Below are 22586 nucleotides of genomic sequence, written 5' to 3'. Positions count from 1 at the left end.
CTACTGCTCCAAGGCTAGCTGGATCATCCGGTCGAGCGCCGCTGGGAATTCGGTGAGCTCGTCCAGCACCACTTCCGCCCCGGCCGCGCGCAGCTCATCGGAGGAGCAGGGGCCGGTCGCCACACCGATGCCGGGCACCCCGGCCGCCGCCGCCGCCACCATGTCCGCGACGTGGTCACCGACGTAGTGGGTGGCGCCGTGCTCCCGCAGAGCGGTCGCCTTCTGCTCGGCGAACAGGTCGCCGGCCAACTCGTCGACAGTGAGACCGAGGTGGTCCAGGTGCAACCGGGCCAGCCGGCCGATCTTGGACGTGACGACCAGCACCCGGCCACCGCGCGCACGGATCGCCTCGATGGCCTCCCGCGCGCCGGGCAGCAGGAGCGTCGGGGTGATCGCGTACGCCGGGTACAGCTCGCGATACACCCGCACGGCCGACTCGACCTGATCCGGCGGGAACCAGTGCGCGATCTCGGTACGCAGCGGCGGCCCGAGCCGGGACACCGCCAGCTCGGCGTCGACCGGCACACCGGTCCTCGCGGTCAACGCCCGGTACGCCGCGGCGATGCCGGGGCGGGAGTCCACCAGGGTCATGTCGAGGTCGAATCCGACGGTCAGTGCGGGCATGTCGAGAAACGTACCGGCTACTCCCAGCCGACCGGACGTCCGAGGGGCGCGGAAGCCCGGTGCCGGGCTAGCGTGGAAAGACGATGACCACCTCACTCGCCGACCACCTGCGGTCGCTGCCCGACGAGTCACTGGCCGCGCTCCTCCAACTGCGGCCCGACCTCGTCGTGCCCGTGCCGGCCGACGTCTCCGCCCTGGCCATCCGGGCCCAGTCCCGGGTCTCCGTGGCCCGCGCGCTGGACGGCCTGGACCAGTTCACCCTCCAGATCCTCGACGCCGCCCGCCTCACCCGGAACCCGGACGACGCCACCACGGCCATCGACACCGTGCTCGCGATGGCGACCGCCGGGCCGCACCCGCCGGCTCCGACGGCCGTCCGGGCCGCCGTGGGCCGACTGCGTGCGCTCTTCCTGCTGTACGGCCCGGAGCACGCGCTCCAGGTGTTGCCCGCCGTCGACGAAGTCTCCCCGTACCCCGCTGGGCTCGGCCGACCGGCCGCGGAGCTGGACCCGCGCGCGGCCGCGCTCTGCGCGGACCCGGCGAAGCTGCGACGGACGGTGCTCGCCGCCCCGCCCTCGGCCCGGGCGATCCTGGACCGGTTGGCGGCCGGCCCACCGGTGGGCAGCGTGCCGCCGGGGGCGTTGCAGGCGCCGCCGCTCGGCGCGGCGGACCCGGTCCTCACCGACCCGACGAACGGTGGCGCGCCGACCGGCTCCCCGGTGCGGTGGCTCGTCGACAACCGGCTGCTGGTCCCGGCGACGACCGGCTCGTCCACGGCCAGCGGAACTGTGGAGCTGCCCCGCGAGGTCGGCCTGCTGCTGCGCCGCGACAGCGGCCCCCTCGGGCCGCTGCGTACCAGCCCGCCGCCGGTGGCCGCCGCGCCGCGCGAGCCGAAAGCGGTCGACTCGGCCGGAGCCGGGCAGTCCATGGAGGTGGTCCGGCACACCGAAGGGCTGCTGGAGCAGCTCGCCGACGAGCCCGCGCCGGTGCTGCGTTCGGGTGGCATCGGCGTACGGGACCTGCGCCGGTTGGCGCGTACCGCCGGGCTGGACGAACCGACCACCGCGCTGCTGCTGGAGGTGGCGTACGCGGCGGGGCTCCTCGGTGAGCTGGAGATGCCCGGTGCGACCACCGGCCGGTACGGGGCGGATCAGCAGGTGCTGCCGACCGGCGGGTACGAGGTGTGGCGGGCCGCCTCGCTGGCCCAACGGTGGGAGCAGCTCGCCCGAGCGTGGCTGACCATGACCCGGCAGGTGGGGCTGGTGGGCCGCCGTGACGACCGGGACCGGCCGATCACCGCGCTCTCCGCCGAGGCCGAGCGGGCCAGCGTGCCGGCCACCCGACGGGCGGTGCTCGGCGTACTCGCCGATCTGGAGCCGGCGACGGCGCCCACCCCGGAAGAGGTGCAGGAGCTGCTGGACTGGCGGTCTCCCCGTCGCAGCCGGGGCCGGGACGCCGCGCACCGGGAGGTGCTGGCCGAGGCCGCACAGCTGGGCGTGACAGGGCTGGGGGCGCTCACCTCGTACGGTCGGCTGCTGCTGGGGGACCTGACGTCGACCGACGAGCGGGGTGACGACCCGCTGGGCGTGCACGCCGACGTCGAGAGCGGTGACCCGTCCAGTACCGCGCGGGCGCTGGACGCCCTGCTGCCCGCACCGGTCGACCACTTCCTGGTGCAGGCCGACCTGACAGTGGTGGTGCCCGGCCCACCCGAGCCGGCGCTCGCCGTCGAGTTGGAGGCGATGACCGAGCTGGAGTCGGCCGGCGGGGCCAGCGTGCACCGGGTCACCACGGCGAGCGTGCGGCGGGCCCTAGATTCCGGCTACACGGCCGACGACCTGCATGACGTGTTCCGGCGTCGGTCACGTACCCCGGTGCCGCAGGGGCTCACCTACCTGATCGACGACGTGGCCCGTAAGCACGGCGGGCTGCGGGTCGGCCTGGCCGGGGCGTACCTGCGCAGCGACGACGAGACGCTGATCAGCGAGGTGCTGGCCGACCGGCGGCTGGAGTCGTTGGCGCTGCGCCGGCTCGCGCCGACGGTGCTGTGTACGCAGTACCAGGTTGGTCGGCTGCTGGGTGCGCTGCGCGACGCGGGGTACGCCCCGGTGCAGGAGGACGGCACCGGCAGCACTGTGCTGGCCCGGCCGCGAATCCGGCGGGCCCCGCCCCGGGTGTCGGTGACCACCCGGACGATCGATCCGCTGGCCGCCCCGAAGCTGCCCATGCCCCGGCTGCTCGGTGTGGTGGAGCACATCCGTCGCGGCGACGCGGCGGCACGGGCCGCCCGACGGGCGCCTGCCGTGGTGCGCGGCGGTGCGCCCGGGCTGGGCGGCGGCCCGGTGCCGGCGCACACCCACAGCGAGGCACTGGCGGTGCTCCAGCAGGCGGTCCGGGACAAGGCGCTGGTCTGGGTGGGCTACGTCGACGCGCACGGGGCGACGGCGTCACGCCTGCTCAAGCCGGTCTCGATCGGTGCCGGCTACCTGCGGGCCGAGGACGAACGGACCGAGATGCTGCACACGTTCGCGCTGCACCGGATCACCGCGGCGGTGGTGGCGGACTGACCGACGGGTGCCACCGCGCGGACGCCGTCGGTCAGCGGCGACTGCGGCGTACGGTGCCGACCACCGAGATGATCAGCAGCAGCGCGAAGCCGGCACCGGCGGACTCGCCGATGGAGTCGACGAAGCCCTGCTGGAGCACCAGCCAGCCGAAGAGGAACCACCCGAGCAGGAGTGTCGCCGCGACGACGTACGCGATCACCGTCGCTCGGGACACCTCGTCGGGTGGTGCGTGTTCGTGCTCCGCGATCACGTCACGGTCGACCGTCATGCCCAGCCTCCCCGCCCGGTCCGGCCCTGGACTCCAAGGGTGACACTCGTTGGTCCGGTCGGACAGGGGGTTATCGCCGCGATTCGCTCCGTGTCACTCAGGTGCCGGGGCGTCGGCCGATCAGCACCACCCGGGTGCCGACCTTGCCGAGCTCCCACATCCGGACGGCGTCGGCGTGCAGCAGGTTGACGCAGCCGTGCGAGCCGATCGACTTTTCGTGCAGGTAGGTGGTGGTTTCGTGGAAGCCCATCCCCTGGGTGAAGTGCTGCCAGTACGGCAGCCACACCTCGTACGGGTTGGACCACTCCTTGGGGTTGCGGTAGTTGACGGCGTACGTGCCGGCCGGGGTGCGGTAGCCGGACATGCCGGTGCGGGTCACCGTCGGCGCCATGATCACCTTGCCGCCGCGGAGCGCCCAGACGGTCTGCCGGGTGAGGTCCACGCAGAACGTGGTGCCGGTGCCGGCCTTGCAGCGCGTCGTGTCGGTGGTGGCGAGGCGCTGGGCCACGTCGAGGGTGGTTGGTCCGGCGCGACCCTCGACGGGGCGAATGCCGTACCTCTTCTGGAACTTCTTGATCGCCGCGCAGTCGGCGGCGGACTGCCGGCCGTCCACTGTCACCGCCCCGAACCCGCCCAACCGGGCCAGGTGGGTCTCCACCGCCCGCTGGTGCTGCCCCTGGGGGCAGCCGGCGACTGTCGGCGTACCGGTGCCGGGGGTCGTGGTGGGTGCCGGGCGGGTCGGCTTCGGCGTGGGTTTCCGGGAGGGTTTCGCGGTGGGCGCGGCCGGGGTGGGCCGGCCGTGCTGGTCGGACCCGGACGTGTCGCCCGCCCCCGTTGCCTGTTCCGCCGCACCGGCTGGGGCGGCTCCCCCGCCACCACTCCCGCCGGACTGCGGATCGAACGCGCACGCTCCCGCGCCGACCAGCACGACCACCACGAGGGCAACCAGCCGGGAGGCGATCCGAACATGCTCCATGGGCCCTCCCCAGACAGTTGTCCCTTTACTAGACGTTCGTGAGTGCCATCACGGTTGCGTCCGGTGAGCATCTTTCTTTCGCCGTCCCGCATCGTGCAACACTGGATGGTCGGCCAGCAGCGGGTATGCGACCCGTTCCGGCCGGTCGGCCAACCGAGGAGAGGACGCTGGCGTGAGCGGTGGACCACTGATCGTGCAGTCGGACAAGACCCTGCTGCTGGAGATCGACCACCCCGACGCGCAGGCCTGCCGGATGGCGATCGCGCCGTTCGCGGAGCTGGAACGCTCGCCGGAGCACGTGCACACCTACCGACTGACCCCGCTGGGTCTGTGGAACGCCCGCGCGGCGGGGCACGACGCCGAGGGAGTGGTGGATTCGCTTCTCAAGTACTCCCGCTACCCGGTGCCGCACGCGCTGCTGGTGGACGTGGCCGAGACGATGGACCGGTACGGCCGGCTCCAGCTCGCCAACGACCCGGCGTACGGGCTGGTGCTGCGCGCACTGGACCGGCTGGTGCTGATCGAGGTGGCCAAGAGCAAGAAGCTCGCCGGGATGCTCGGCGACAAGATCGACGACGACACCATCCGGGTGCACCCGTCCGAGCGTGGCCGTCTCAAGCAGGCGCTGCTCAAGCTGGGCTGGCCGGCGGAGGACCTGGCCGGTTACGTCGACGGTGAGGCGCACCCGATCGAGCTGGCCGAGGCCGGCAAGGACGGGCGCAAGCCGTGGACGCTGCGCTCGTACCAGCGGGAAGCCGTGGAGGCGTTCTGGGCCGGCGGGTCGGGGGTGGTGGTGCTGCCCTGCGGTGCCGGCAAGACCCTGGTCGGCGCGGCAGCGATGGCCGAGGCGAAGGCGACCACCCTGATCCTGGTCACCAACACGGTTGCCGGTCGGCAGTGGAAGCGGGAGCTGATCGCCCGTACCTCGCTGACCGAGGAGGAGATCGGCGAGTACTCGGGCGAGCGCAAGGAGATCCGTCCGGTCACCATCGCCACGTACCAGGTGCTCACCTCGCGGCGCGGCGGCGCGTTCACCCACCTGGACCTCTTCGGGGCCCGCGACTGGGGCCTGGTCGTCTACGACGAGGTGCACCTGCTGCCCGCGCCGATCTTCCGGTTCACGGCGGACCTCCAGGCCCGCCGTCGGCTGGGCCTCACCGCGACTCTGGTACGCGAGGACGGCCGCGAGGGCGACGTGTTCAGCCTGATCGGGCCGAAGCGGTACGACGCGCCGTGGAAGGACATCGAGTCGCAGGGCTGGATCGCCCCGGCCGAGTGCACCGAGGTCCGGGTGACCCTCACCGACGCGGAGCGGATGTCGTACGCGACGGCGGAGGCCGAGGAGCGTTACCGGATGGCGGCGACCGCCCGGACGAAGCTACCTGTGGTTCGCGCGCTCGTGGAGCGGCATCCCGAGGATCAGGTGCTCGTGATCGGCGCGTACATCGATCAGCTGCACCAACTCGGCGAGTACCTCGACGCGCCGATCATCCAGGGCTCGACCACGAACAAGGAGCGGGAGCGGCTCTTCGACGCCTTCCGCACCGGTGAGATTCGGACCCTCGTGATCTCCAAGGTCGGCAACTTCTCCATCGACCTGCCCGAGGCGGCGGTGGCGATCCAGGTGTCCGGGACGTTCGGCTCGCGCCAGGAGGAGGCGCAGCGGCTCGGTCGGGTGCTGCGGCCGAAGGCCGACGGCCGGCAGGCGCACTTCTACACCGTGGTGTCCCGGGACACGATCGACACCGAGTACGCGGCACACCGGCAGCGCTTCCTCGCCGAGCAGGGGTACGCGTACACGATCGTCGACGCCGACGACGTCCTCGGCCCGAAGCTGCCCACGGTCGACTGACCCCCGCGCGGCCTTGATCGACTCGGTTTCCAGGAAGTCGCGGTGTTCGGGGCGCTGTGATGCCCCGCTTTCCTGGAACCCGAGTCGATCAGCGCGGTGCGCTCTGCCCACCGACCACCTCGCGCCGTGCGCGCGACGACCGCGTCAGCCTTGACCGGCATCGCTCAACGGGAGAAGCGGTCCACCAGGACCGCGAGCCGGCGGTCGTGGTCGGCGCGGCGGAGCCGGCCGCTGCGCATCAGCGTGACCAGCCCGTGCAGGCCGCTCCAGAACGTCTCGGTGACCGCCTCCAGGTCGTCGTTGCCGACGAATGGGCGCACCGTCTCGGCCAACTCGGCGAAGCCCCGGGCCAGGTCGGTCGGGACGTCCTGGCTGGCGAACGGCAGGTCCACGGCGAGGGTGAACATCGCGTCGTAGATCGCGGGCCGCTGTTCGGCGAAGGAGGCGTACGCCGCTGCGACGTCGGCGACCGCCTGACGGGAGTCGGCGGCCGACGCTCGGGCTGAGACGAGCGTGGCGGCCAGTTCGGCAAAGCCCTCGACGGCTACCGCCGCCATGATGGCGTCCTTGCCCTTGAAGTGGCTGTAGAGGACGGGCTGGCTGTACTCGATTTCGGCCGCCAGCCGCCGGGTGGTCACCGCGTCCCAGCCCTCCGCCAGGGCCAGGTCGCGAGCCGCGGTGATGATCGCCTGCTCCCGTTCCGCCCGTTCGCGCTCCCGGCGTCCCTGCATCGACATGACAGCAACCCTAGCACTGCTAGCAGTTCTGCCGATGCTCTGCTAGCGTTGCTCCCGTATCTAGCAGCGCTAGGAATTGGAGCCGGACTCATGCTGTCCTTCATCGCCTACGGGCTCGCCGTCGTACTCAGCCTCTTCGTCGTCTTCATCGGTGCGCGGTTCCTGCTGGTACCGCAGGCCGCCGCCGCCGGGTACGGCGTACCGGCCCGTCCGGACGGCGACCCCGCCTACCTGACGGTCAAAGGACTGAAGGACCTCACGTTCGGGCTGCTCGGCCTCGCCCTGATCGCCTTCACGACCGCCGACGCGGTCGCGTGGTTCATGCTGATCGTCGCGCTCGTCCCGCTGGGCGACACCGTCATCGTGCTGCGCAACGGCGGAACGAAGGCTGTGGCATTCGGCATCCACTTCGCCACAGCCGTCGTCGTCCTCCTGGACGCCGCCCTGCTGTTCGCCCTCTGACCGCGCTTCCTGGTGACGTGTCCAGCGGTAGGGCGTTCGGGGCGACCTTCGCGTTCAGCAAGTGGGAAGCGTGGTCGCCGTCAGGCGGCGCGGAGCTTGCGCAAGACGTACTGGTTGAGGCTCATCCCGTCTTCGGCAGCCTGGATTGCGAGTTCGCGGTGCAGGCTCTCCCCGACGCGGAGGTTGAACTTGCCCGAGTAGTTCCGCTCGGCAAATGGCTGCGGCACCTGCTCTCCCTCATCCTCCATGTCGGCCACAGTCTTCCTTAGCAAGTCCTGCAAGCCCTCTAGAGCATCGATCTGCGAAGGCGCCAGCCAGGAGAGGGATGGGAACTCGGCGCAGGTGGCGACAAATTCGCGATCCTCGACGGACCAGGTGACGCGGTAGGTGTAGTGGGACACCTCAGGACGGGGTTCGGTCTGCATCACGAGGCCCCCTTCTTGTCGATCGCCTTGATCACTTGCCGTACCTGATATGCCTTGGCCTTGCCCTTGTCGTTCTGGATGTTGACGCGCGGGTCACCCACCCAGGGCATCTTGAAGACCGCGTGGGAGCTGCCAGCTTGCCGAGGCTTGCCGAAGTAGTGCTCACACACCCCGTAGAGATCGTTGTAGGCGACGTTCTGCTGGTTCCTTCGCATCGCCTCGACGAGCTTGTCTATGGAGGGCACCTGCAAATGGTACTACCGGCGGTACCACAGTAGCGACACCTTGTTTGATCGACTCAATGCCAATATCGCGGCGCCCGGCAGCACTCGGATGCCCCGGCCTCGCGGGAACCGGGTCGATCAAGGCGGAAGGCGTGCGCCGGATGCGCTACGAGGTCGGGGGTGGGCAGCGGTCGGGGAGGGTGACCTCGCCGGAGCGGTGGTCGAAGGTGTCCATTGTGAACCATTCGTCCAGCTCCGGGTCGAAAAGGTTCTGCAACCCGAACTGCAACACCTGCCACCACCGGCTCGGGTCGTGCTGGTCGACGTAGATGTCACCGAGCGCGATCGGGAACCGGAAGAACTCCCCTGGCACCGCGGAGCCGCCGACCACCCCGACCCGCCAGTGGTCGACATGTAGGTCCTTCTCACCCTGGAGGATTTCCGGCCCCACGTAACGGGCGGTCTTCAGCTTGTCGTTGAAGATCTGCCGGTTGAAGAAACCCGGGACCTTGCTGCACGCGCGGGGCGGGAACAGCGGGATGTTCGGCCACTTGTAGGTGAGCGTGTAGAGCGTGTTCTCGTAGATCAGGTTCGTGAACCAGATCGGGTGGTCCGGGCCGCCGGCGATCATCTGGCTGTTGCCGTCCCGGCCCTGCCAGGAGAACGGCACGTCGATGCCGAGGTCCCGCACGACGTACCGGCCGGTGCCCTGGAAGTCGGCGGGGAGCAGCGGCGGGCGCGGCTCGCGCGGGTCGGGGTCCGTGGGTCCGTCGGCCTGGGCCGCGCGGGGCAGCGGCGCCGCCGCCGGGCCGGGCGCGACCACCCCGAGGGCGAAGAGTCCGCCGGCGACCGCCGCGACCACAACCCGAGGTGTACGCCTCGAAGCCATCAACCCTCCGCCGCTGTGCACAGTGGCCGCGCCCGGACCATCGCGCGTGCCTTCGGCGAAGCGTATGAGCAGGGGGAATGTGAGAGCTGACGGAAGGCGGCGGCTCCATCGGTCGGGTGACTCGAGACGGCCTCAGAGGACGCGGGTGATGCGTTCCGCGGTGACGATCGAGTCCCGCCGCGCCGGGTCGAGGTTGGCGCTGATCACCACTGACGCGCCGACCGAGAGCGGTGCGAGCAACCACTTCAGCGGCTGCTCGGTCTCGGCGGCGTCGACCAGCAGGCGGTCGCCGGCGCGCAGGTCCAGCATCGTGGCGAACTCCTGGGCGAGCGCACCCCACTGGCCGTAGGTGGTGCCGTCAGCGGTGGCCGGGTCCGACGGGTGGATGGCCGCGTGGTCGGGCGTGCCGTCGCCGTGCCGGAGCACCTCGGCGGACCAGTCCAACCAGCCCAACGGCACGTCGTCCAGCCGCCCCGGACCGGTGCCGACGAGGTATCGGTGCGGCGCGTCCGGCACGTCCTCCAGCCAGTCGTCCTGCCGCTCCGGCGTCACGAAGACCGCATCGAACGGCCGGTCGCCGCCCGGTTCGAGGACCGCCAGGCCCGCGGTGGCGCGCGGGCGGAACGACACCGCCAGGCCCGAGGCCCAAGCCCCCAACAACACAGCGGCGGTACGCCAGTGCGGCGGCAGCAGGACCGCTACGCGGCTGCCGGGGCCAAGGCCGCAACCGTCCCGCAGCAGGCCGGCGCTCCGGGCCGCCCACTGGCCTACCTGCTGAGCGGTCAGGTCGACGCGCTCGCCGGTCGCCTCGTCGCGGTAGCTGAGCAGCGGGCGCTCGGCCTCGACGGGCCGGGCCGCCAGGTCGGCCGTGTCGGTTGGCTGCATCTCCACGCTCCCCGGGTCGACGTCGGCATCACAGTACTCAACGACTTTGGTAGCGCCGGTCGTCAGCCGATGGCCGTATCGGGTGGCCGGGTGGCCCGGGCACCGTGCAGGTGACCCCCGAAGAGAACGCCGCCGAGGAGCGCCCATGCCGACCGGTTCCGACCCCGTCACCGGCGACCGCCCCGCCGCCGACCGTCTCGTATCCGCCGACCGTCTGCCTCTTCGCCGGCGGCTCCTGCCGGTGATCGCGTTGCTGTTGCTCGCCCCGTGGGCGGCCGAGTGCTCGTGGGGTGGCTTCGCCATCGACGGCTTCCTCCCGGTGCTGATCTTCCTGGGCCCGATGTACGGCGGTGCGGCGATCCTCATCCGGGAGACCGCCCGGCACCTCGGCGCGGGCTGGCCGACGATCGTGCTGCTCGCCGCCGCGTTCGGCGTACTCCAGGCCGGGCTGGTCGACCAGTCGTTGTTCAACCCCGACTTCCTTGACGACACGCAGTACGCCGACACCCGCGCCGCCGCCGAGGCGTCGCTGGTGCCGGGGCTCGAATTCAGCCTCCGGCAGGCGTTCGACTACGTCGGCAACCACATCGTGCTGACCATCTGCGCGCCGATCGTACTGATCGAGTCGTTCCTCGGTGCGGATCGCCGGCTGCGGCCGTGGCTGGGCCGCCCCGGCCTCCTCGTCGTCGGTCTGATTTACCTGCTCGGCAGTCTGTTCATCTTCTCGGACATCAACGGGGACAAAGGCTTCCTGGCCAGCCCGCTCCAACTGTCCTTCGCCGCCGTGGTGGTCGTCGCCCTCGTCGCCGTGGCCCTGCTGCCCCGCTGGCGTCACCCCCGCCCGCGTCGGGCCCGTCGGGTGCCGCACCCGCTCTGGGTGGGTCTGCTGGTCGTCCTCGTCCGGTTCGGCGGCGACCTGACGCCCGGCTGGGCGGGAGTGACTGTGGCACTGACGCTGGCAGCCTTCGCCGGGGCCCTGATCGCCTACTGGTCGTCGGGCAGCGGTTGGGGGCAACGGCACGTGCTCGCGGCCGGGTCGGCGGGCCTGGTCATCGCCGCCGCGTTCGCGTACCTGGTGCCGCCCTACTCCCCGGCGAGCCCGGCGGCGGCCCTGGCCGGCGACGTCGCGGTCACAGTCCTCACGCTCGCCCTGGTCGGCGGCGCCTGGTGGCGGCTGCGCCGCGTCAGTGGGTGGGCAGTTCCGGGCCGCCGTCGAGCAGAGGGCCGAGCAGGTCGTCGTACTCCTCGACCCGGGCCAGGACCTCGGCGGCGGTGAACTGGCGGACGGCCGGCTTCCGGCCGCGAGCGCCGGCCTCCACCTCGTCCCAGGTCAGCGGCGTCGACACCGACGGCACCGACTGGGCCCGCAGCGAGTACGGCGCCACTGTGGTCTTCGCCGCGTTGTTCTGGCTCCAGTCGATGAAGACCTTGCCCGGTCGAAGGTTCTTCGCCATCTTCGACACGATCAGCTTCGGGTGGGCCTTCTCCAACTCCTGCGCGATCCGCCGGGCGTAGTCGGAGACGAGGTCGGACGACTGGGTGCCGGCGATCGGGCAGCAGAGCTGCATGCCCTTCTTGCCGGACGTCTTCGGGTACGACTCGATGCCGTCGTCGGCGAGGCGGTCGCGCATCAGCACCGCCACCGGGCAACACTCGGCCAGCCCGGCCGGCGGGCCCGGGTCCAGGTCGACGACCATCATGTCCGGGTGCTCGCCCACCCTCCACTGCGGTGTGTGCAGCTCCAGGGCGGCCAGGTTGGCCAGCCAGACCAGGGTGGGAAGGTCGTCGGCGACCACGTAGTCGATGGTTTCCCGGCCCTTCGTCGACCCGGGTGCCGGCAGGTTCTCCACCCGCACCCAGTCCGGGGTCGCGGCCGGCGTGTTCTTCTCGAAGAACGACTTGTCGTCCACCCCGTTGGGGAAGCGGATCCGGGTGACCGGTCGGCCGCGCAGGTGCGGCAGCAGCACCGGCGAGATCCGGGTGTAGTAGTCGATCACCTCACCCTTGGTGAACCCGGCCGCCGGGTAGAGCACCTTGTCCAGGTTGGACAGCTCCAGCGCGCGGCCCTCGACGTCCACCCGTAGCCGATCAGCCGGCATCGTCGACCTCCTCCGGAGGCTTGTCCGGGCGCAACCGCAGCACCCGGGGGAAGCGCAGCCGGCCGTCGGGGGTGCGCTGGCCGTACTTCACCTCCACCACCACCCGGGGTTCTACCCAGATGGCGCCCCGCGCATCCTCGCGCGGCACCCCCGGCGCGAACGGTGACACGCCGGAGCGCAGCGGCTCCAGCTCGGCGAGGAGCTGCCGCTCGATGGCCGCGCCGATCCCGCCGCCGACCCGACCCCGGTAGATCAGTCGACCGTCCGGGCCGGGCACCCCGACCAGCAGCCCGCCGATCCGGCGAGCGCCCGGTCGCCAACCGCCGATGACGAAGTCGCCGGTCACCTCGAGCTTGACCTTCACCCAGTCCGGCGAGCGCACCCCCGGGCGGTAGACGGCCCCGGAGCGCTTGGCCATCACACCTTCCAGGCCGTGCTCCCCGGCCGCCTCGTAGGTCGCTGGCCCGTCGGTGAACATCGGTGGCACCGCCCACCGGAGGCCACCGAGCGCCAGCGCGTCCAACGCCTCACGGCGGCGCTCGTACGGCCAGCCGGTCAGGTCGTCGCCGTTCAGCCGGAGCAGGTCGAAGATCATGTACGTCACCGGCATGACCGCTGCCAACCGGGCCGCCTTGGCCCGGTCCCGGACGTGCATCCGCTCGGCCAGCGCGGTGAACGACGGCTGCCCACCCTGGCCGAGCAGCACCACCTCACCGTCGAGCAGCGCGTCGTCGACCTGCTCGGGCAGGGTTGCCAACTCCGGGTACGCGGCGGTGATCTCCACGCCGGAGCGGGCATACAGGTGTTGACCACCACCTGAGATGTCGGCCAGGGCGCGGACACCGTCCCACTTGAACTCGTACGCCCAGCCGTCGCCGGCCGGGAGCGGCCCGGTCATCGCGAGCATCGGCTTGAGCGGCGCTCCGGGCACGACCCGAATTGTAGTAGCGGGCCGAACACCTCGCGTCAGGTTCCTTCGGATGCGAGCATGGTCGATACCGGGGAAGGGAGCGCAGGATGCGTGCCATCTGGAAGGGAGCCGTGTCGTTCGGGCTCGTCTCGATCGGGGTGAAGCTCTACTCCGCGACCGAGGAGAAGGACATTCGGTTCCACCAGGTGCACCGCGAGGACGGCGGCCGGATCCGCTACAAGCGCACCTGCTCGGTCTGCGGCGAAGAGGTCACCTACGACGACATCGCCAAGGGCTACGACATCGGCGGCGGTGAAATGGTGATCCTCACCGACGAGGACTTCGCCGACCTGCCGCTGACCAGCTCCCGTGCCATCGACGTGCTGGAGTTCGTGCCGGCCGAGCAGGTCGACCCGATCCTCTACAACAAGGCGTACTTCCTCGAGCCGGAGGGCGCCGCGACCAAGCCGTACGTGCTGCTGCGCGACGCGCTCATCGACTCGGAGCGGGTGGCCATCGTCAAGGTGGCGCTGCGCCAGCGGGAGCAGCTGGCCACGCTGCGGGTCCGTGAGGGTGTGCTGCTGCTCAACACCATGCTCTGGCCGGACGAGATCCGTACCCCGGACTTCGGTTTCCTCGACGAGGACCTCAAGGTGCGCCCCCCGGAGCTGGCCATGGCCAGCTCGCTGATCGACTCGATGACCGGCGAGTTCGAGCCGGACGTCTTCACAGACGACTACCGGGCCGCGTTGCAGGAGGTCATCGACGCCAAGGTGGAGGGTCGGGAGGTCGTCCAGCCGGAGGAGGTCGAGGAGGCCCCGGCCGCGGCGGTGGACCTGATGGCGGCGTTGAAGGCCTCGGTGGAGCGCGCCAAGGCGGCTCGCGGCGAGCAGCCCGCCGGCGGGGGTGGTGGCGGGGGTGCGCCGACGCCCATCTCGTCGGCCCGGTCGGCGCAGAAGGCAGCCGAGCAGAAGGCGGCCAAGGCACCCGCGAAGAAGACCGCGGCGAAGAAGACGGCCGAGAAGAAGGCGGCGGAGCCGGCGAAGAAGACCGCCACCAAGAAGACCGCCGCGAAGAAGGCGGAGCCGGCGAAGAAGACCGCCGCACGCAAGACCGCACCCCGCAAGAGCGCCTGACCGTACGGCAGCGGCGGCGGTGTCCGCCTCGCCGGGTACGCTCCGCCGGCCGCTGGCGACCGGAGGAGCCCCCATGCCGTACACCCCTGATCTGGACCGGTTACTGACGCCCGGCGCCCGCTTCACCGACCAGCACGGCGGATACCTGATCGAGGTGCACCCGGTGGGCGACATCGTGTTGCCGACCGGCCGTGTGGTCGGGTGTGACCCGCTGGTCTGCCCGGAGGCGGAGCCGTTCACCGTGACAGTGCCGCCGGGGCGGCATCCCGCGCGCGCCTGGGTGGCTGTGGTGCTCCGGGAGGACGCCGAGGTGGACCGGCGGGTCGCCGCGCTGGAACTGGTCGTCTCAGCCGAGCCGACGATCCGCTGGGAGCCGGCCGTCGCGGGTGACCAGGACGTCGCCACGCTCGGAGGGGACGACTACTTCGGCTACGGGGTGGATGCCGGCGTCGGCACCTTCGCCGACCCGACCGCCCTCGCCGTCCTGGAGGGCTGGGACTCCGACCTGGTCGAGGAGGTCTTCATTCCGGCCGAGCTGCCCTCGTCCCCGGTTCCAGGGCTGATCACCGCCGTGTTGGACGAGGCCAGCGGTGCCAACGTCGTCACAGTGGCCACCGGTTGGGGCGACGGCTGCTACGGCACCTGGATCGGCCGTGCCGCCGACGGGCGGGTCACCTCGTTCGTGACCGACTTCATGGTCGTCCCGCAATAACCGCCCGGGAAAGACCCGGAACTGTCGCGCTGGGCGATCCGAGGCGTCCGCGGCGGGCACGGTGGGCCGCTGTGCGGGTACCGTGTGCGTCGGCTTTCCCCCCGGCACCGGGTGCCGGCCACACTTCGCAGCAGGGAGTCGACGACGTGAGCGAGCGGACGCAGCAGACGGGCCCGGACCAGAGCCCGGCAACCAAGTCGGGGCGCCGCCTGGCCGCCCAGTTGGCGGAGAAGAAGGCCGCCGACCGGAGGCGGAAGATCAACGCCGGGCTCAGCAGCCTCGCCGCCCTCGCCGTGGCCGCGACGCTGATCGGCGTCTTCGTGGCGATCGGCGGGGGCGACGACAAGCCCAAGACCCAGGCCGACGCGACCCCGTCCGCCTCCGCTCCGGCCCCCGACGAGGCTGGCGCGCCCCCCGCTCCGCAGCTGCCCGAGGGCTCCGACCCGGCGCTGGGCACCAAGCCGACGGTGACGCCGGGCACCGGTGAGCTCAAGAAGCTCACCGTCACCCCGCTGATCAAGGGCAAGGGCCCGGCCGTGCAGAAGGGCCAGAACATCACCACCAACTACGTGGGGGTGTTCTTCAAGGACGGCAAGGAGTTCGACTCCTCGTGGAAGGCCGGGCAGCCGGCCACCTTCCCGATCGGCGTCGGCCAGGTCATTCCGGGCTGGGACCAGGGCCTGGTCGGGGTGACAGTGGGCAGCCGGGTGCAGCTCGACATCCCGGGCGAGCTGGCGTACGGCAACGACGAGGCCAACGCCGGTGGACGTCCGACCGGTCCGCTGCGCTTCGTGGTGGACGTGCTCGCCGCCCAGTGACCTGTCCGGATCGTCCCGGTTGTCGCCGGGACGGGATGGAGTTGTTCACATGGGGCTTCCGGCCCGTCACCCAGCGGCAGTAGGTTCGGCGTCACCCCGGGCGGTTCACCGCCCGGGGTGAGCATCCGGAACCGCGACGCGGAGGTGCATGTGACTGCGCTGGACGAGCCTGGGCGGACTGCCCGGTCGATGTGGGCGTACTTCGAGCCGGTCCACGCTGTCACCTACCTTCACCCCCGGGCGCGTGCCGCGTACGAGGCGGTCGGGTTGCGCGGCTACTGGCGCGGTTACTTCGCCGGCCGGGCCGCGCCGCTGGGAGCCGCCGAGGCGGCCCCGGTGATCGCCGCCTTCTTCAACTTCGCGCCGCCGATGGTGACCCGGGCACTGCCTGCGGTGTGGCGGTTGGCCACTCCCCAGGAGGCGCTGCGCGCCCGCCTGACCGGTGCGGTGCAGGCGCTCGCCGAGTTGACCTACGAGCTTCCTGAGTCGCACCTGGTGGAGGCCGCCGACCTGTTGGAACGGGCCGCATCGGCGGCGCAGACCGCCGGCCGGGTGCTCGGCGCGGCGAACGCGGCCCTCCCGGCCGGTGAGTACCCGTTGGCGCGGCTCTGGCAGGCCGCCACCACGCTGCGGGAGCACCGGGGGGACGGGCACGTGGCGGCGCTGGTGGCCGCCGGCCTGGACCCGGTGGAGACGCTGACCGCGCGGATGGCGCTGGACGGTTCGCCACCGCAGTACCTGCTGGGCCGGGGCTGGTCCGAGGAGCAGTGGCAGGCCGCCCGCGAACGGCTCACCGAGCGGGGTTGGCTGACCGGTGACGGCGCGGCCACCGACCACGCCCGGGCCGAGTTCCAGGCCATCGAGGACGCCACCGACCTGGCCGCCGCGCACTCCTGGCAGGCGCTCGGCGCCGACGACACGGACCGGCTGCGGGAGCTGCTGGAGCCGATCGCCCGGTCCGCCCACACCCTGCTCCCCGAGGGCAGCCCGCTCGGTCTACCCGCGCTGCCCGGCTGACCGGGCACCCACCGGTCGGGCAGGATGGGCCCGTGACTGATGCTGTGGTCTTCGACCTGGACGGCGTGATCGTGGATTCCGAGCCGGTGTGGGAGGAGGTCCGGCGGGCGTACGTGGCGGCGCACGGCGGGACGTGGCAGCCCGACACGCAACGCCGACTGATGGGGATGAGCACCGGTGAGTGGGCGCACTACCTCAGCGGAGAGCTGGGCGTCGACCGCACCGCCGAGCAGGTCGCCGTCGAGGTGGTCGAGGAGATGGCCCGACGCTACCGGGACCACGTACCCCTGATCGACGGCGCCGACCAGGTCGTTCGCGGGCTGGCCGCGCGGTGGCCGCTCGGGTTGGCCAGTTCGTCGCCGACCCGGCTGATCGAGGCGGCGCTGGCGGCGACCGGCCTGACCGACGCGTTCGGCGCGACCCTCTCCACCGAGCAGACCGAGCGGGGCAAGCCCGCACCGGACGTGTACCTGAGCGTGGCGCAGCGCCTCGGCGTCGACCCGACCCGGTGTGTGGCGGTGGAGGACTCGTCCAACGGGGTGCGTTCCGCCGCGGCGTCGGGGATGCGGGTGGTGGCGGTGCCGCACGGCTCGTACCCGCTCGATCCGGACGCCGCCGGGCTGGCCGTGGCGACGCTGAACGCGATCGGTGAGCTGACCCCGGAGCTGGTGGACGAGCTGGGTTGACCCGGTTCGAGCCGGGTAGAGACCACGGATGAAGGCCATCGTGTACGAACGCAACGGCGACCCTTCGGTGCTCGACCTGGTCGACCGCCCGGTGCCCGAGCCGGGGGCGGGCGAGGTCCTGGTGCGGATGGCGGTCTCCGGGGTGAACCCGACCGACTGGAAGTCCCGCCGCAACAGCCCGCCGAACGGGTGGCAGATCCCCGGGCAGGACGGCGCGGGGTTGGTCGAGGCGGTCGGCGATGGGGTCGACCCCGACCTGATCGGTGAGCGGGTGTGGGTCTGGGAGGCCGCCTGGCAGCGACAGTGGGGCACGACGGCGGAGTACACGCTGGTGCCGGTCCGGCAGGCGGTACGTCTCGGTGCCGCTCCGTTCGAGCTGGGCGCGGCCCTCGGCATTCCGTTCCTCACCGCGCACCGCTGCCTGACGGCTGGCGAGTTCATGCCGGACACGCTGCGGGCGGGCGCGCTGGCGGATCACACGGTGCTGGTGCAGGGCGGCGCGGGCGCGGTCGGCAACGCCGCGATCCAGCTCGCCCGGTGGGCCGACGCCACTGTGATCGCCACTGTGAGCAGCGCGGAGAAGGCCCAGCTCGCAGCCGCGGCCGGCGCATCCTTCGTGATCAACTATCGGGAGCAGGACGTGGTCGAGGAGGTCCACAAGATCGCTCCCGACGGGGTCCACACGATCGTGGAGGTCGCCCCCGCCCGCAACGCCTCGGTCGACGCACGGGTGCTGCGGCACGGCGGCGCGGTCTGCATGTACGCCGACAACGGCGGGGACGAGGTGAGCATCCCGATCCGGGCGATGATGGCGCCGAACGCCCGCTGGCAGTTCGTCCTGGTCTACACCGAGCCGAAGGCGGCCAAGGCGCAGGGCGTGAAGGACGTGGCGGCGGCGGCCAGCCAGGGTGGCATCCGGGTCGGCGCGGACGCCGGCCTGCCGTTGCACTACTACCCGCTGGCGGAGGCGGCCGCGGCGCACCAGGCGGTGGAGGACTCGACGGTGGGCAAGGTGCTCATCACCACCAGCGACGCCTGATCGGGTCGCCGACCACCCGATTTTCCCGTCAGCAGGACAGATGCGAACAAGTTTCGCAACAATGGCGGTGCGGGTTACCCCGCGTGGAGCGGGCGGCCCCGGCGCGGTGCGAACGCCGGGGCCGCCCCTGGGGAGGGTTCAGGAGTACTCCCGCCCCAACAGGCGACAGTGCCGGGGAAAACGTTACGGGGCTGTCAGCTCCCGGACAGTCAGCTCGCCTTCGGCGTACCGCGAACGGACGACCTTCTTGTCGAACTTGCCCACGCTGGTCTTCGGCACCGTGTCGATGAACGCCCAGCGCTCGGGCAACTGCCAGCGCGCCACCGACCCGGCCAGGAAGTCCCGCAATTCCTCGGCGGTCACCGAAGCGCCCTCCCGGACCACGACGGTGGCCAGCGGACGTTCGTCCCATCGCTCGTCCGGGACCCCCACCACGCACGCCTCCAGCACCGCCGGGTGGGCCATCAGCGCGTTCTCCAACTCCACCGACGAGATCCACTCGCCGCCGGACTTGATCACGTCCTTGGCGCGGTCGGTCAGGTTGATGTACCCGTCCGGCGAGAGGGTGCCCACGTCGCCGGTCCGCAGCCAGCCGTCGCGGAACTTCTCCTCGTCCGGGGCGTCGTCACCGACGTACCGGGCGGTCACCCACGGCCCCCGGACCTCCAGCTCACCCACTGCCGTGCCGTCGGTGGGCATCGGGTCGCCCGACGGGCCGACGATCCGCGCCTGCACGCCCGCCGGCACCCGCCCCTGGGTGTAGCGGTAGCGCCAGGCATCGTCACCGGTCGCTCCGGCGGGCGGACGCGAGACCGACCCCAGCGGGGACATCTCGGTCATCCCCCAGGCGTGGATGACGTCGATACCGTGCCGTTCGTCGAACGCGTGCATCAGCGCCGGCGGGCATGCCGAGCCGCCGACGATCACCTCACCGAGCGAGGAGGTGTCCACGTCGTGGGTGTCCAGGTAGGCCAGCAGGTCGGTCCAGATGGTCGGCACCGCACCGGCCAGGGTGGGCTTCTCGGCGGCGATCATCTCGGCGATCGGCGCGGCCTGGAGGAACCGGTCCGGCATGATCAGCGACGCGCCGGAGAGGAAGGCCGCGTAGGGCAGGCCCCAGGACATGGCGTGGAACATCGGCACGATGGCCAACTCGCGGTCGGTCGGGCCGAGGCCGAAACCCTCCGGCATGCAGACCTGCAACGAGTGCAGATAGATCGACCGGTGCGAGTAGGCCACGCCCTTCGGGTTGCCGGTGGTGCCCGAGGTGTAGCAGAGCGCGGCGGCGTCGCGCTCGTCCACCTCGGGCCAGTCGTACACCTCGGGCCGGTCGGCGAGCAACGCGTCCCAGTGGTGCACAGTGATCCGGTCGCCGGCCGCGGCCACCAGCGGCGCCGGGTCGCCACCGCCGACCACCACGACGTGCCGCACGGTGGTCAGCTCACCGATCACCCGGGCCAGCAGCGGGATGAGCGTGCTGTCGACGAGGACCACCCGGTCCTCGGCGTGGTTGGCGATGTAGACGACCTGGTCGGGGAAGAGCCGGATGTTGAGCGTGTGCAGCACCGCACCCATGCTCGGCACCGCGAAGTAGGCGACCAGGTGCTCGTTGTTGTTCCACATGAAGGTCGCGACCCGCTCGTCGCCGGTCACCCCACACTCGTCGCGTAGCCCGTGTGCCAGCCGGGCGGCGGCCCGGCCCACCTCGGCGTACGTCATCCGGCGGGGCTCGGCGCCCGTCCAGGTGACCACCTCGGCCGAGCCGTGCACCAGTGCACCGTGGTCGAGGATCCGGGAGATCTGCAGAGGGGCGTCCATCATCGTGCTACGCATGGGTAACAAGCTAGTGTCGCCGGTCACACGTTGGGAACCCCCGGTAAGTTGTCGCAGGTGAGCATCTCCTGGGCCGACTCGTACGTGGGGCAGTTGCGGGCGATCGCCGGCGATCGGACGCTGATGTTCGTCGGCGCTCGTGCCGTGGTCAACGACGACGCCGGACGCATTCTGCTGATCAAACGCTCGGACAACGGCCAGTGGGCCATGCCGGCCGGCGCGATGGAGCTGGGCGAGTCGATAGCCGACTGCGCGGTACGCGAGGTCCGTGAGGAAACCGGCCTGCGCGCGCTGCGGGTCTGCGCGTTCGCCCTCTACACCGGCCCGGACCGGACGAGCACCAACATGTACGGGCACACGTACCAGGTGTTCACGACCGCGTTCAAGGTCGAGGAGTGGGACGGGCAGTTGGCCCGGGTCACCGACGAGACCACCGACGCGGGTTTCTTCGCCCGCGACCGGTTTCCCACCCCACTCTCCACCTCGGTCGTCGAAACCCTTGCCGACCTGGACGTCTTCGAGAAGACGAACCGGCTCATCCTCAAGTAGGGCCGCACCCCGGGTCGACCTGGTGGTAAGGCGCGTACCGCAGCCCCGCCTGACCACCGACGCCCCGGATGACGCCGACCGCCCCGGAGCGATCCGGGACGGTCGGTGTCGAGACGCTCAGATCATCGTCTGGGACTTGGCCTCCATGTCGGCGGCCGCCTCCTCCTTCGACTCGCGGGTCAACGGCTTGCCGCCCGGAGCCGGTGCCTCCCCGCCGAGCGGGTCGGCGCCACCGGTGGCACCCTTCGGGCCGGCACCCCGCAGCTGCGTGTTGGGCAGGGTCAGGGTGACCACGACCGCCACGATCGCGATCAGGCCGGCGGTCAGGAAGACCATGTCCAGCGCGTCGACGAAGGCACCCTGGATGGCCGCGCGCACCGGCCCCGGCAGGGCCAGGATGGTGGCCGGATCGTTGATCGAGATGTTGGCGCCGCCACTCGCCGCGACCGCGGCCTGCTCCTGCGGCGGGAGCTGCGCGATCGCGCCGGGCAACCGGTCGGCGAGCCCACCGGTCAGCCGGGACGAGAGCACAGTGCCGAGGATCGCCACCCCGAACGAACCACCCAGCGACCGGAAGAAGGTCGCCGAGGAGGTGCCGGCACCCAGGTCGCGTACCGAGACCGCGTTCTGCACCGCCAGGATCAGCGACTGCATGCACAGGCCCAGCCCGACGCCGATCACCACCATGTACCCGAACGCCACCCAGAGCGAGGTGGCCACCTCCAACTGGGTGAAGAGGAACATGCCGACCAGGAGGGTCGCCGAACCGGCCACCGGGAACCACTTGTACCGGCCGATCCGGGTCATCGCGCGGCCGGTCAGGATCGAGGTGATGATGATGCCGGCCATCATCGGCAGCATCAGCAGACCGCTCCGGGTCGGCGAGGCGCCCTTCACGATCTGCAGGTACAGCGGAATGAAGATGATCGAACCGAACATCACCAGACCGATGATGAGCAGCGCCGAGTTGGCCAACGCGAAGGTGGCGTTCCGGAACAGCCGCAGCGGCAGGATCGGCTCGGCCACCCGGGCCTCCTGGAGGACGAAGAGCACCCCCAGCACCGCACCGACCACGAACAACGTGATGATCACGCCGGAGCCCCAGGCGTACTCGTTGCCGCCCCAGCTCAGCGCGAGCAGCAGGGAACTCACCCCGGCCACCAGCAGGCCGGCACCGAGCCAGTCGATCGAGTGGTCCCGGCGTTCGAACGGGATCAGCCGCATCACGTGGTAGCAGACGACGATCGCCAGGATCGCCAGCGGCACGTTGATGTAGAAGATCCACCTCCAGTCGGTCTCCGCGAAGTAACCGCCCACGAGCGGCCCGGCGACCGACGAGATCCCGAAGACCGCGCCGAAGAGGCCCTGGTACTTACCACGTTCCCGGGGTGACACCACGTCCGAGATGATGGTGAACGCGAGCGTCAGCAGACCGCCGGCGCCGAGACCCTGGATGCCCCGGGTGACGATCAGCTGGGTCATGTTCTGCGACAGCCCGGCCAGCAACGACCCGACCAGGAACGTGCCGATCGAGAAGAGGAAGACCGGCCGACGCCCGTACAGGTCGGCCATCTTGCCGTAGAGCGGCGTCGACGCGGTCGAGGCGAGCAGGTACGCGGTGACCACCCACGAGTAGTGGTTGATCCCGCCCAGCTCGCCCACGATGGTCGGCAGCGCCGTACCGACGATGGTCTGGTCGAGTGCGGCCAGCAGCATGCCGGTCATCAGGCCCAACATGAGCAGCCGGATCTGCTGACGGTTCAGCACCGGCGCATCTGAGGCTTCGGTGGTCATGTGGCCTTCTATCCCGCGAGCCGCAGAACATGCGCCAACCCACCAAAAAACCAACCCCCGCGCGCTCCCCCTCTCACGCCCCGC

At 71.2% G+C, this 22586-nt stretch carries 23 protein-coding genes; 11 read left to right on the top strand and 12 right to left on the bottom strand.

Features of this window, described 5'->3' with window-relative positions:
- On the bottom strand, window positions 1-624 hold the full coding sequence (locus ABZU43_RS03465) for an HAD hydrolase-like protein (protein ID WP_355004956.1): 624 nt from the start codon (window positions 622-624) through the stop codon (window positions 1-3).
- 83 nt (window positions 625-707) lie between these two features.
- Here ABZU43_RS03465 and ABZU43_RS03460 point away from each other — a divergent pair, with 83 nt between their 5' ends.
- Window positions 708-3191: a helicase-associated domain-containing protein gene (locus ABZU43_RS03460; RefSeq protein WP_355004955.1), complete on the top strand. Its 2484-nt coding sequence runs from the start codon at window positions 708-710 to the stop codon at window positions 3189-3191.
- Between the two features lie 31 nt (window positions 3192-3222).
- On the opposite strand, the gene ABZU43_RS03455 is transcribed toward ABZU43_RS03460, so the two are convergent.
- Together ABZU43_RS03455 and ABZU43_RS03450 are read right to left on the bottom strand one after the other, a co-directional pair.
- Window positions 3223-3459: a hypothetical protein gene (locus ABZU43_RS03455; protein WP_355004954.1), complete on the bottom strand. Its 237-nt coding sequence runs from the start codon at window positions 3457-3459 to the stop codon at window positions 3223-3225.
- Window positions 3460-3556: 97 nt separating this feature from the next.
- Window positions 3557-4435, bottom strand: coding sequence for a L,D-transpeptidase family protein (locus ABZU43_RS03450; RefSeq protein ID WP_355004953.1), 879 nt, complete (start codon window positions 4433-4435; stop codon window positions 3557-3559).
- Window positions 4436-4607: 172 nt separating this feature from the next.
- Here ABZU43_RS03450 and ABZU43_RS03445 point away from each other — a divergent pair, with 172 nt between their 5' ends.
- A complete protein-coding gene (locus ABZU43_RS03445) occupies window positions 4608-6287 on the top strand; it encodes a DNA repair helicase XPB (RefSeq protein ID WP_355004952.1) in 1680 nt (559 codons plus the stop codon).
- A gap of 164 nt (window positions 6288-6451) precedes the next feature.
- Here the strand turns inward: ABZU43_RS03445 and ABZU43_RS03440 are convergent, their stop codons facing one another.
- Complete coding sequence (locus ABZU43_RS03440; protein ID WP_355004951.1) at window positions 6452-7024, bottom strand: TetR/AcrR family transcriptional regulator; 573 nt, start codon at window positions 7022-7024, stop codon at window positions 6452-6454.
- 90 nt (window positions 7025-7114) lie between these two features.
- Between ABZU43_RS03440 and ABZU43_RS03435 the strand changes: the two genes are divergently transcribed.
- Window positions 7115-7486, top strand: coding sequence for a DUF4267 domain-containing protein (locus ABZU43_RS03435; RefSeq protein ID WP_355004950.1), 372 nt, complete (start codon window positions 7115-7117; stop codon window positions 7484-7486).
- A gap of 80 nt (window positions 7487-7566) precedes the next feature.
- On the opposite strand, the gene ABZU43_RS03430 is transcribed toward ABZU43_RS03435, so the two are convergent.
- From ABZU43_RS03430 to ABZU43_RS03415, 4 genes are all read right to left on the bottom strand, one after another.
- Entirely contained in the window at window positions 7567-7911 is a 345-nt protein-coding gene (locus tag ABZU43_RS03430; protein ID WP_355005190.1) for a toxin-antitoxin system HicB family antitoxin, read from the bottom strand.
- Window positions 7911-8156: a toxin HicA gene (locus tag ABZU43_RS03425; RefSeq protein WP_355004949.1), complete on the bottom strand. Its 246-nt coding sequence runs from the start codon at window positions 8154-8156 to the stop codon at window positions 7911-7913. The genes ABZU43_RS03430 and ABZU43_RS03425 overlap by 1 nt, the downstream gene beginning before the upstream one ends.
- Window positions 8157-8301: 145 nt before the next feature.
- The gene (locus ABZU43_RS03420) at window positions 8302-9024 is read right to left on the bottom strand and encodes a hypothetical protein (RefSeq protein WP_355004948.1); all 723 of its coding nucleotides are present in this window, start codon (window positions 9022-9024) and stop codon (window positions 8302-8304) included.
- A 132-nt stretch (window positions 9025-9156) separates the two neighbouring features.
- Window positions 9157-9909: a TIGR03089 family protein gene (locus tag ABZU43_RS03415; RefSeq protein WP_355004947.1), complete on the bottom strand. Its 753-nt coding sequence runs from the start codon at window positions 9907-9909 to the stop codon at window positions 9157-9159.
- Window positions 9910-10054: 145 nt separating this feature from the next.
- Between ABZU43_RS03415 and ABZU43_RS03410 the strand changes: the two genes are divergently transcribed.
- Complete coding sequence (locus ABZU43_RS03410) at window positions 10055-11185, top strand: hypothetical protein (RefSeq protein ID WP_355004946.1); 1131 nt, start codon at window positions 10055-10057, stop codon at window positions 11183-11185.
- Here ABZU43_RS03410 and ligD (ABZU43_RS03405) read toward each other — a convergent pair.
- Together ligD (ABZU43_RS03405) and ligD (ABZU43_RS03400) are read right to left on the bottom strand one after the other, a co-directional pair.
- Window positions 11094-12008 carry a non-homologous end-joining DNA ligase gene (gene ligD, locus ABZU43_RS03405; protein WP_355004945.1) on the bottom strand — a complete coding sequence of 305 codons (915 nt, stop codon included), beginning with the start codon at window positions 12006-12008 and terminating at the stop codon, window positions 11094-11096. The two genes, ABZU43_RS03410 and ligD (ABZU43_RS03405), sit on opposite strands and share 92 nt — an antisense overlap.
- Window positions 11998-12939 (bottom strand): non-homologous end-joining DNA ligase, encoded by a 942-nt coding sequence (gene ligD / locus ABZU43_RS03400; protein WP_355004944.1) that lies wholly within the window; start codon window positions 12937-12939, stop codon window positions 11998-12000. The genes ligD (ABZU43_RS03405) and ligD (ABZU43_RS03400) overlap by 11 nt, the downstream gene beginning before the upstream one ends.
- An 86-nt stretch (window positions 12940-13025) precedes the next feature.
- Between ligD (ABZU43_RS03400) and ABZU43_RS03395 the strand changes: the two genes are divergently transcribed.
- The 6 genes from ABZU43_RS03395 to ABZU43_RS03370 all read left to right on the top strand — a co-directional run bounded on the left by ABZU43_RS03395 (window position 13026) and on the right by ABZU43_RS03370 (window position 18326).
- A complete protein-coding gene (locus ABZU43_RS03395) occupies window positions 13026-14054 on the top strand; it encodes a Ku protein (RefSeq protein ID WP_355004943.1) in 1029 nt (342 codons plus the stop codon).
- Between the two features lie 73 nt (window positions 14055-14127).
- A complete protein-coding gene (locus ABZU43_RS03390) occupies window positions 14128-14766 on the top strand; it encodes a DUF4241 domain-containing protein (RefSeq protein WP_355004942.1) in 639 nt (212 codons plus the stop codon).
- 146 nt (window positions 14767-14912) lie between these two features.
- Window positions 14913-15584: an FKBP-type peptidyl-prolyl cis-trans isomerase gene (locus tag ABZU43_RS03385; RefSeq protein ID WP_355004941.1), complete on the top strand. Its 672-nt coding sequence runs from the start codon at window positions 14913-14915 to the stop codon at window positions 15582-15584.
- Between the two features lie 189 nt (window positions 15585-15773).
- Window positions 15774-16601: a hypothetical protein gene (locus ABZU43_RS03380; protein WP_355005189.1), complete on the top strand. Its 828-nt coding sequence runs from the start codon at window positions 15774-15776 to the stop codon at window positions 16599-16601.
- A 32-nt stretch (window positions 16602-16633) separates the two neighbouring features.
- On the top strand, window positions 16634-17287 hold the full coding sequence (locus ABZU43_RS03375) for an HAD family phosphatase (protein WP_355004940.1): 654 nt from the start codon (window positions 16634-16636) through the stop codon (window positions 17285-17287).
- Between the two features lie 28 nt (window positions 17288-17315).
- Complete coding sequence (locus ABZU43_RS03370; protein ID WP_355004939.1) at window positions 17316-18326, top strand: NADPH:quinone reductase; 1011 nt, start codon at window positions 17316-17318, stop codon at window positions 18324-18326.
- A gap of 183 nt (window positions 18327-18509) precedes the next feature.
- Here ABZU43_RS03370 and ABZU43_RS03365 read toward each other — a convergent pair whose 3' ends face one another.
- Window positions 18510-20159, bottom strand: coding sequence for a fatty acid--CoA ligase (locus ABZU43_RS03365; RefSeq protein WP_355004938.1), 1650 nt, complete (start codon window positions 20157-20159; stop codon window positions 18510-18512).
- 57 nt (window positions 20160-20216) lie between these two features.
- On the opposite strand from ABZU43_RS03365, the gene ABZU43_RS03360 reads away from it, so the two are divergent.
- On the top strand, window positions 20217-20708 hold the full coding sequence (locus tag ABZU43_RS03360; RefSeq protein ID WP_355004937.1) for an NUDIX domain-containing protein: 492 nt from the start codon (window positions 20217-20219) through the stop codon (window positions 20706-20708).
- A 117-nt stretch (window positions 20709-20825) separates the two neighbouring features.
- Here the strand turns inward: ABZU43_RS03360 and ABZU43_RS03355 are convergent, their stop codons facing one another.
- Window positions 20826-22502, bottom strand: coding sequence for an MDR family MFS transporter (locus tag ABZU43_RS03355; protein ID WP_355004936.1), 1677 nt, complete (start codon window positions 22500-22502; stop codon window positions 20826-20828).
- Window positions 22503-22586 lie beyond the last annotated feature (84 nt).

It is taken from the genome of Micromonospora sp. NPDC005205, assembly GCF_040608275.1.
GTDB lineage: Bacteria > Actinomycetota > Actinomycetes > Mycobacteriales > Micromonosporaceae > Micromonospora.
Note: the sequence above shows the minus strand (reverse complement) of the source record. Positions and strands in the feature narration are given on the sequence as shown.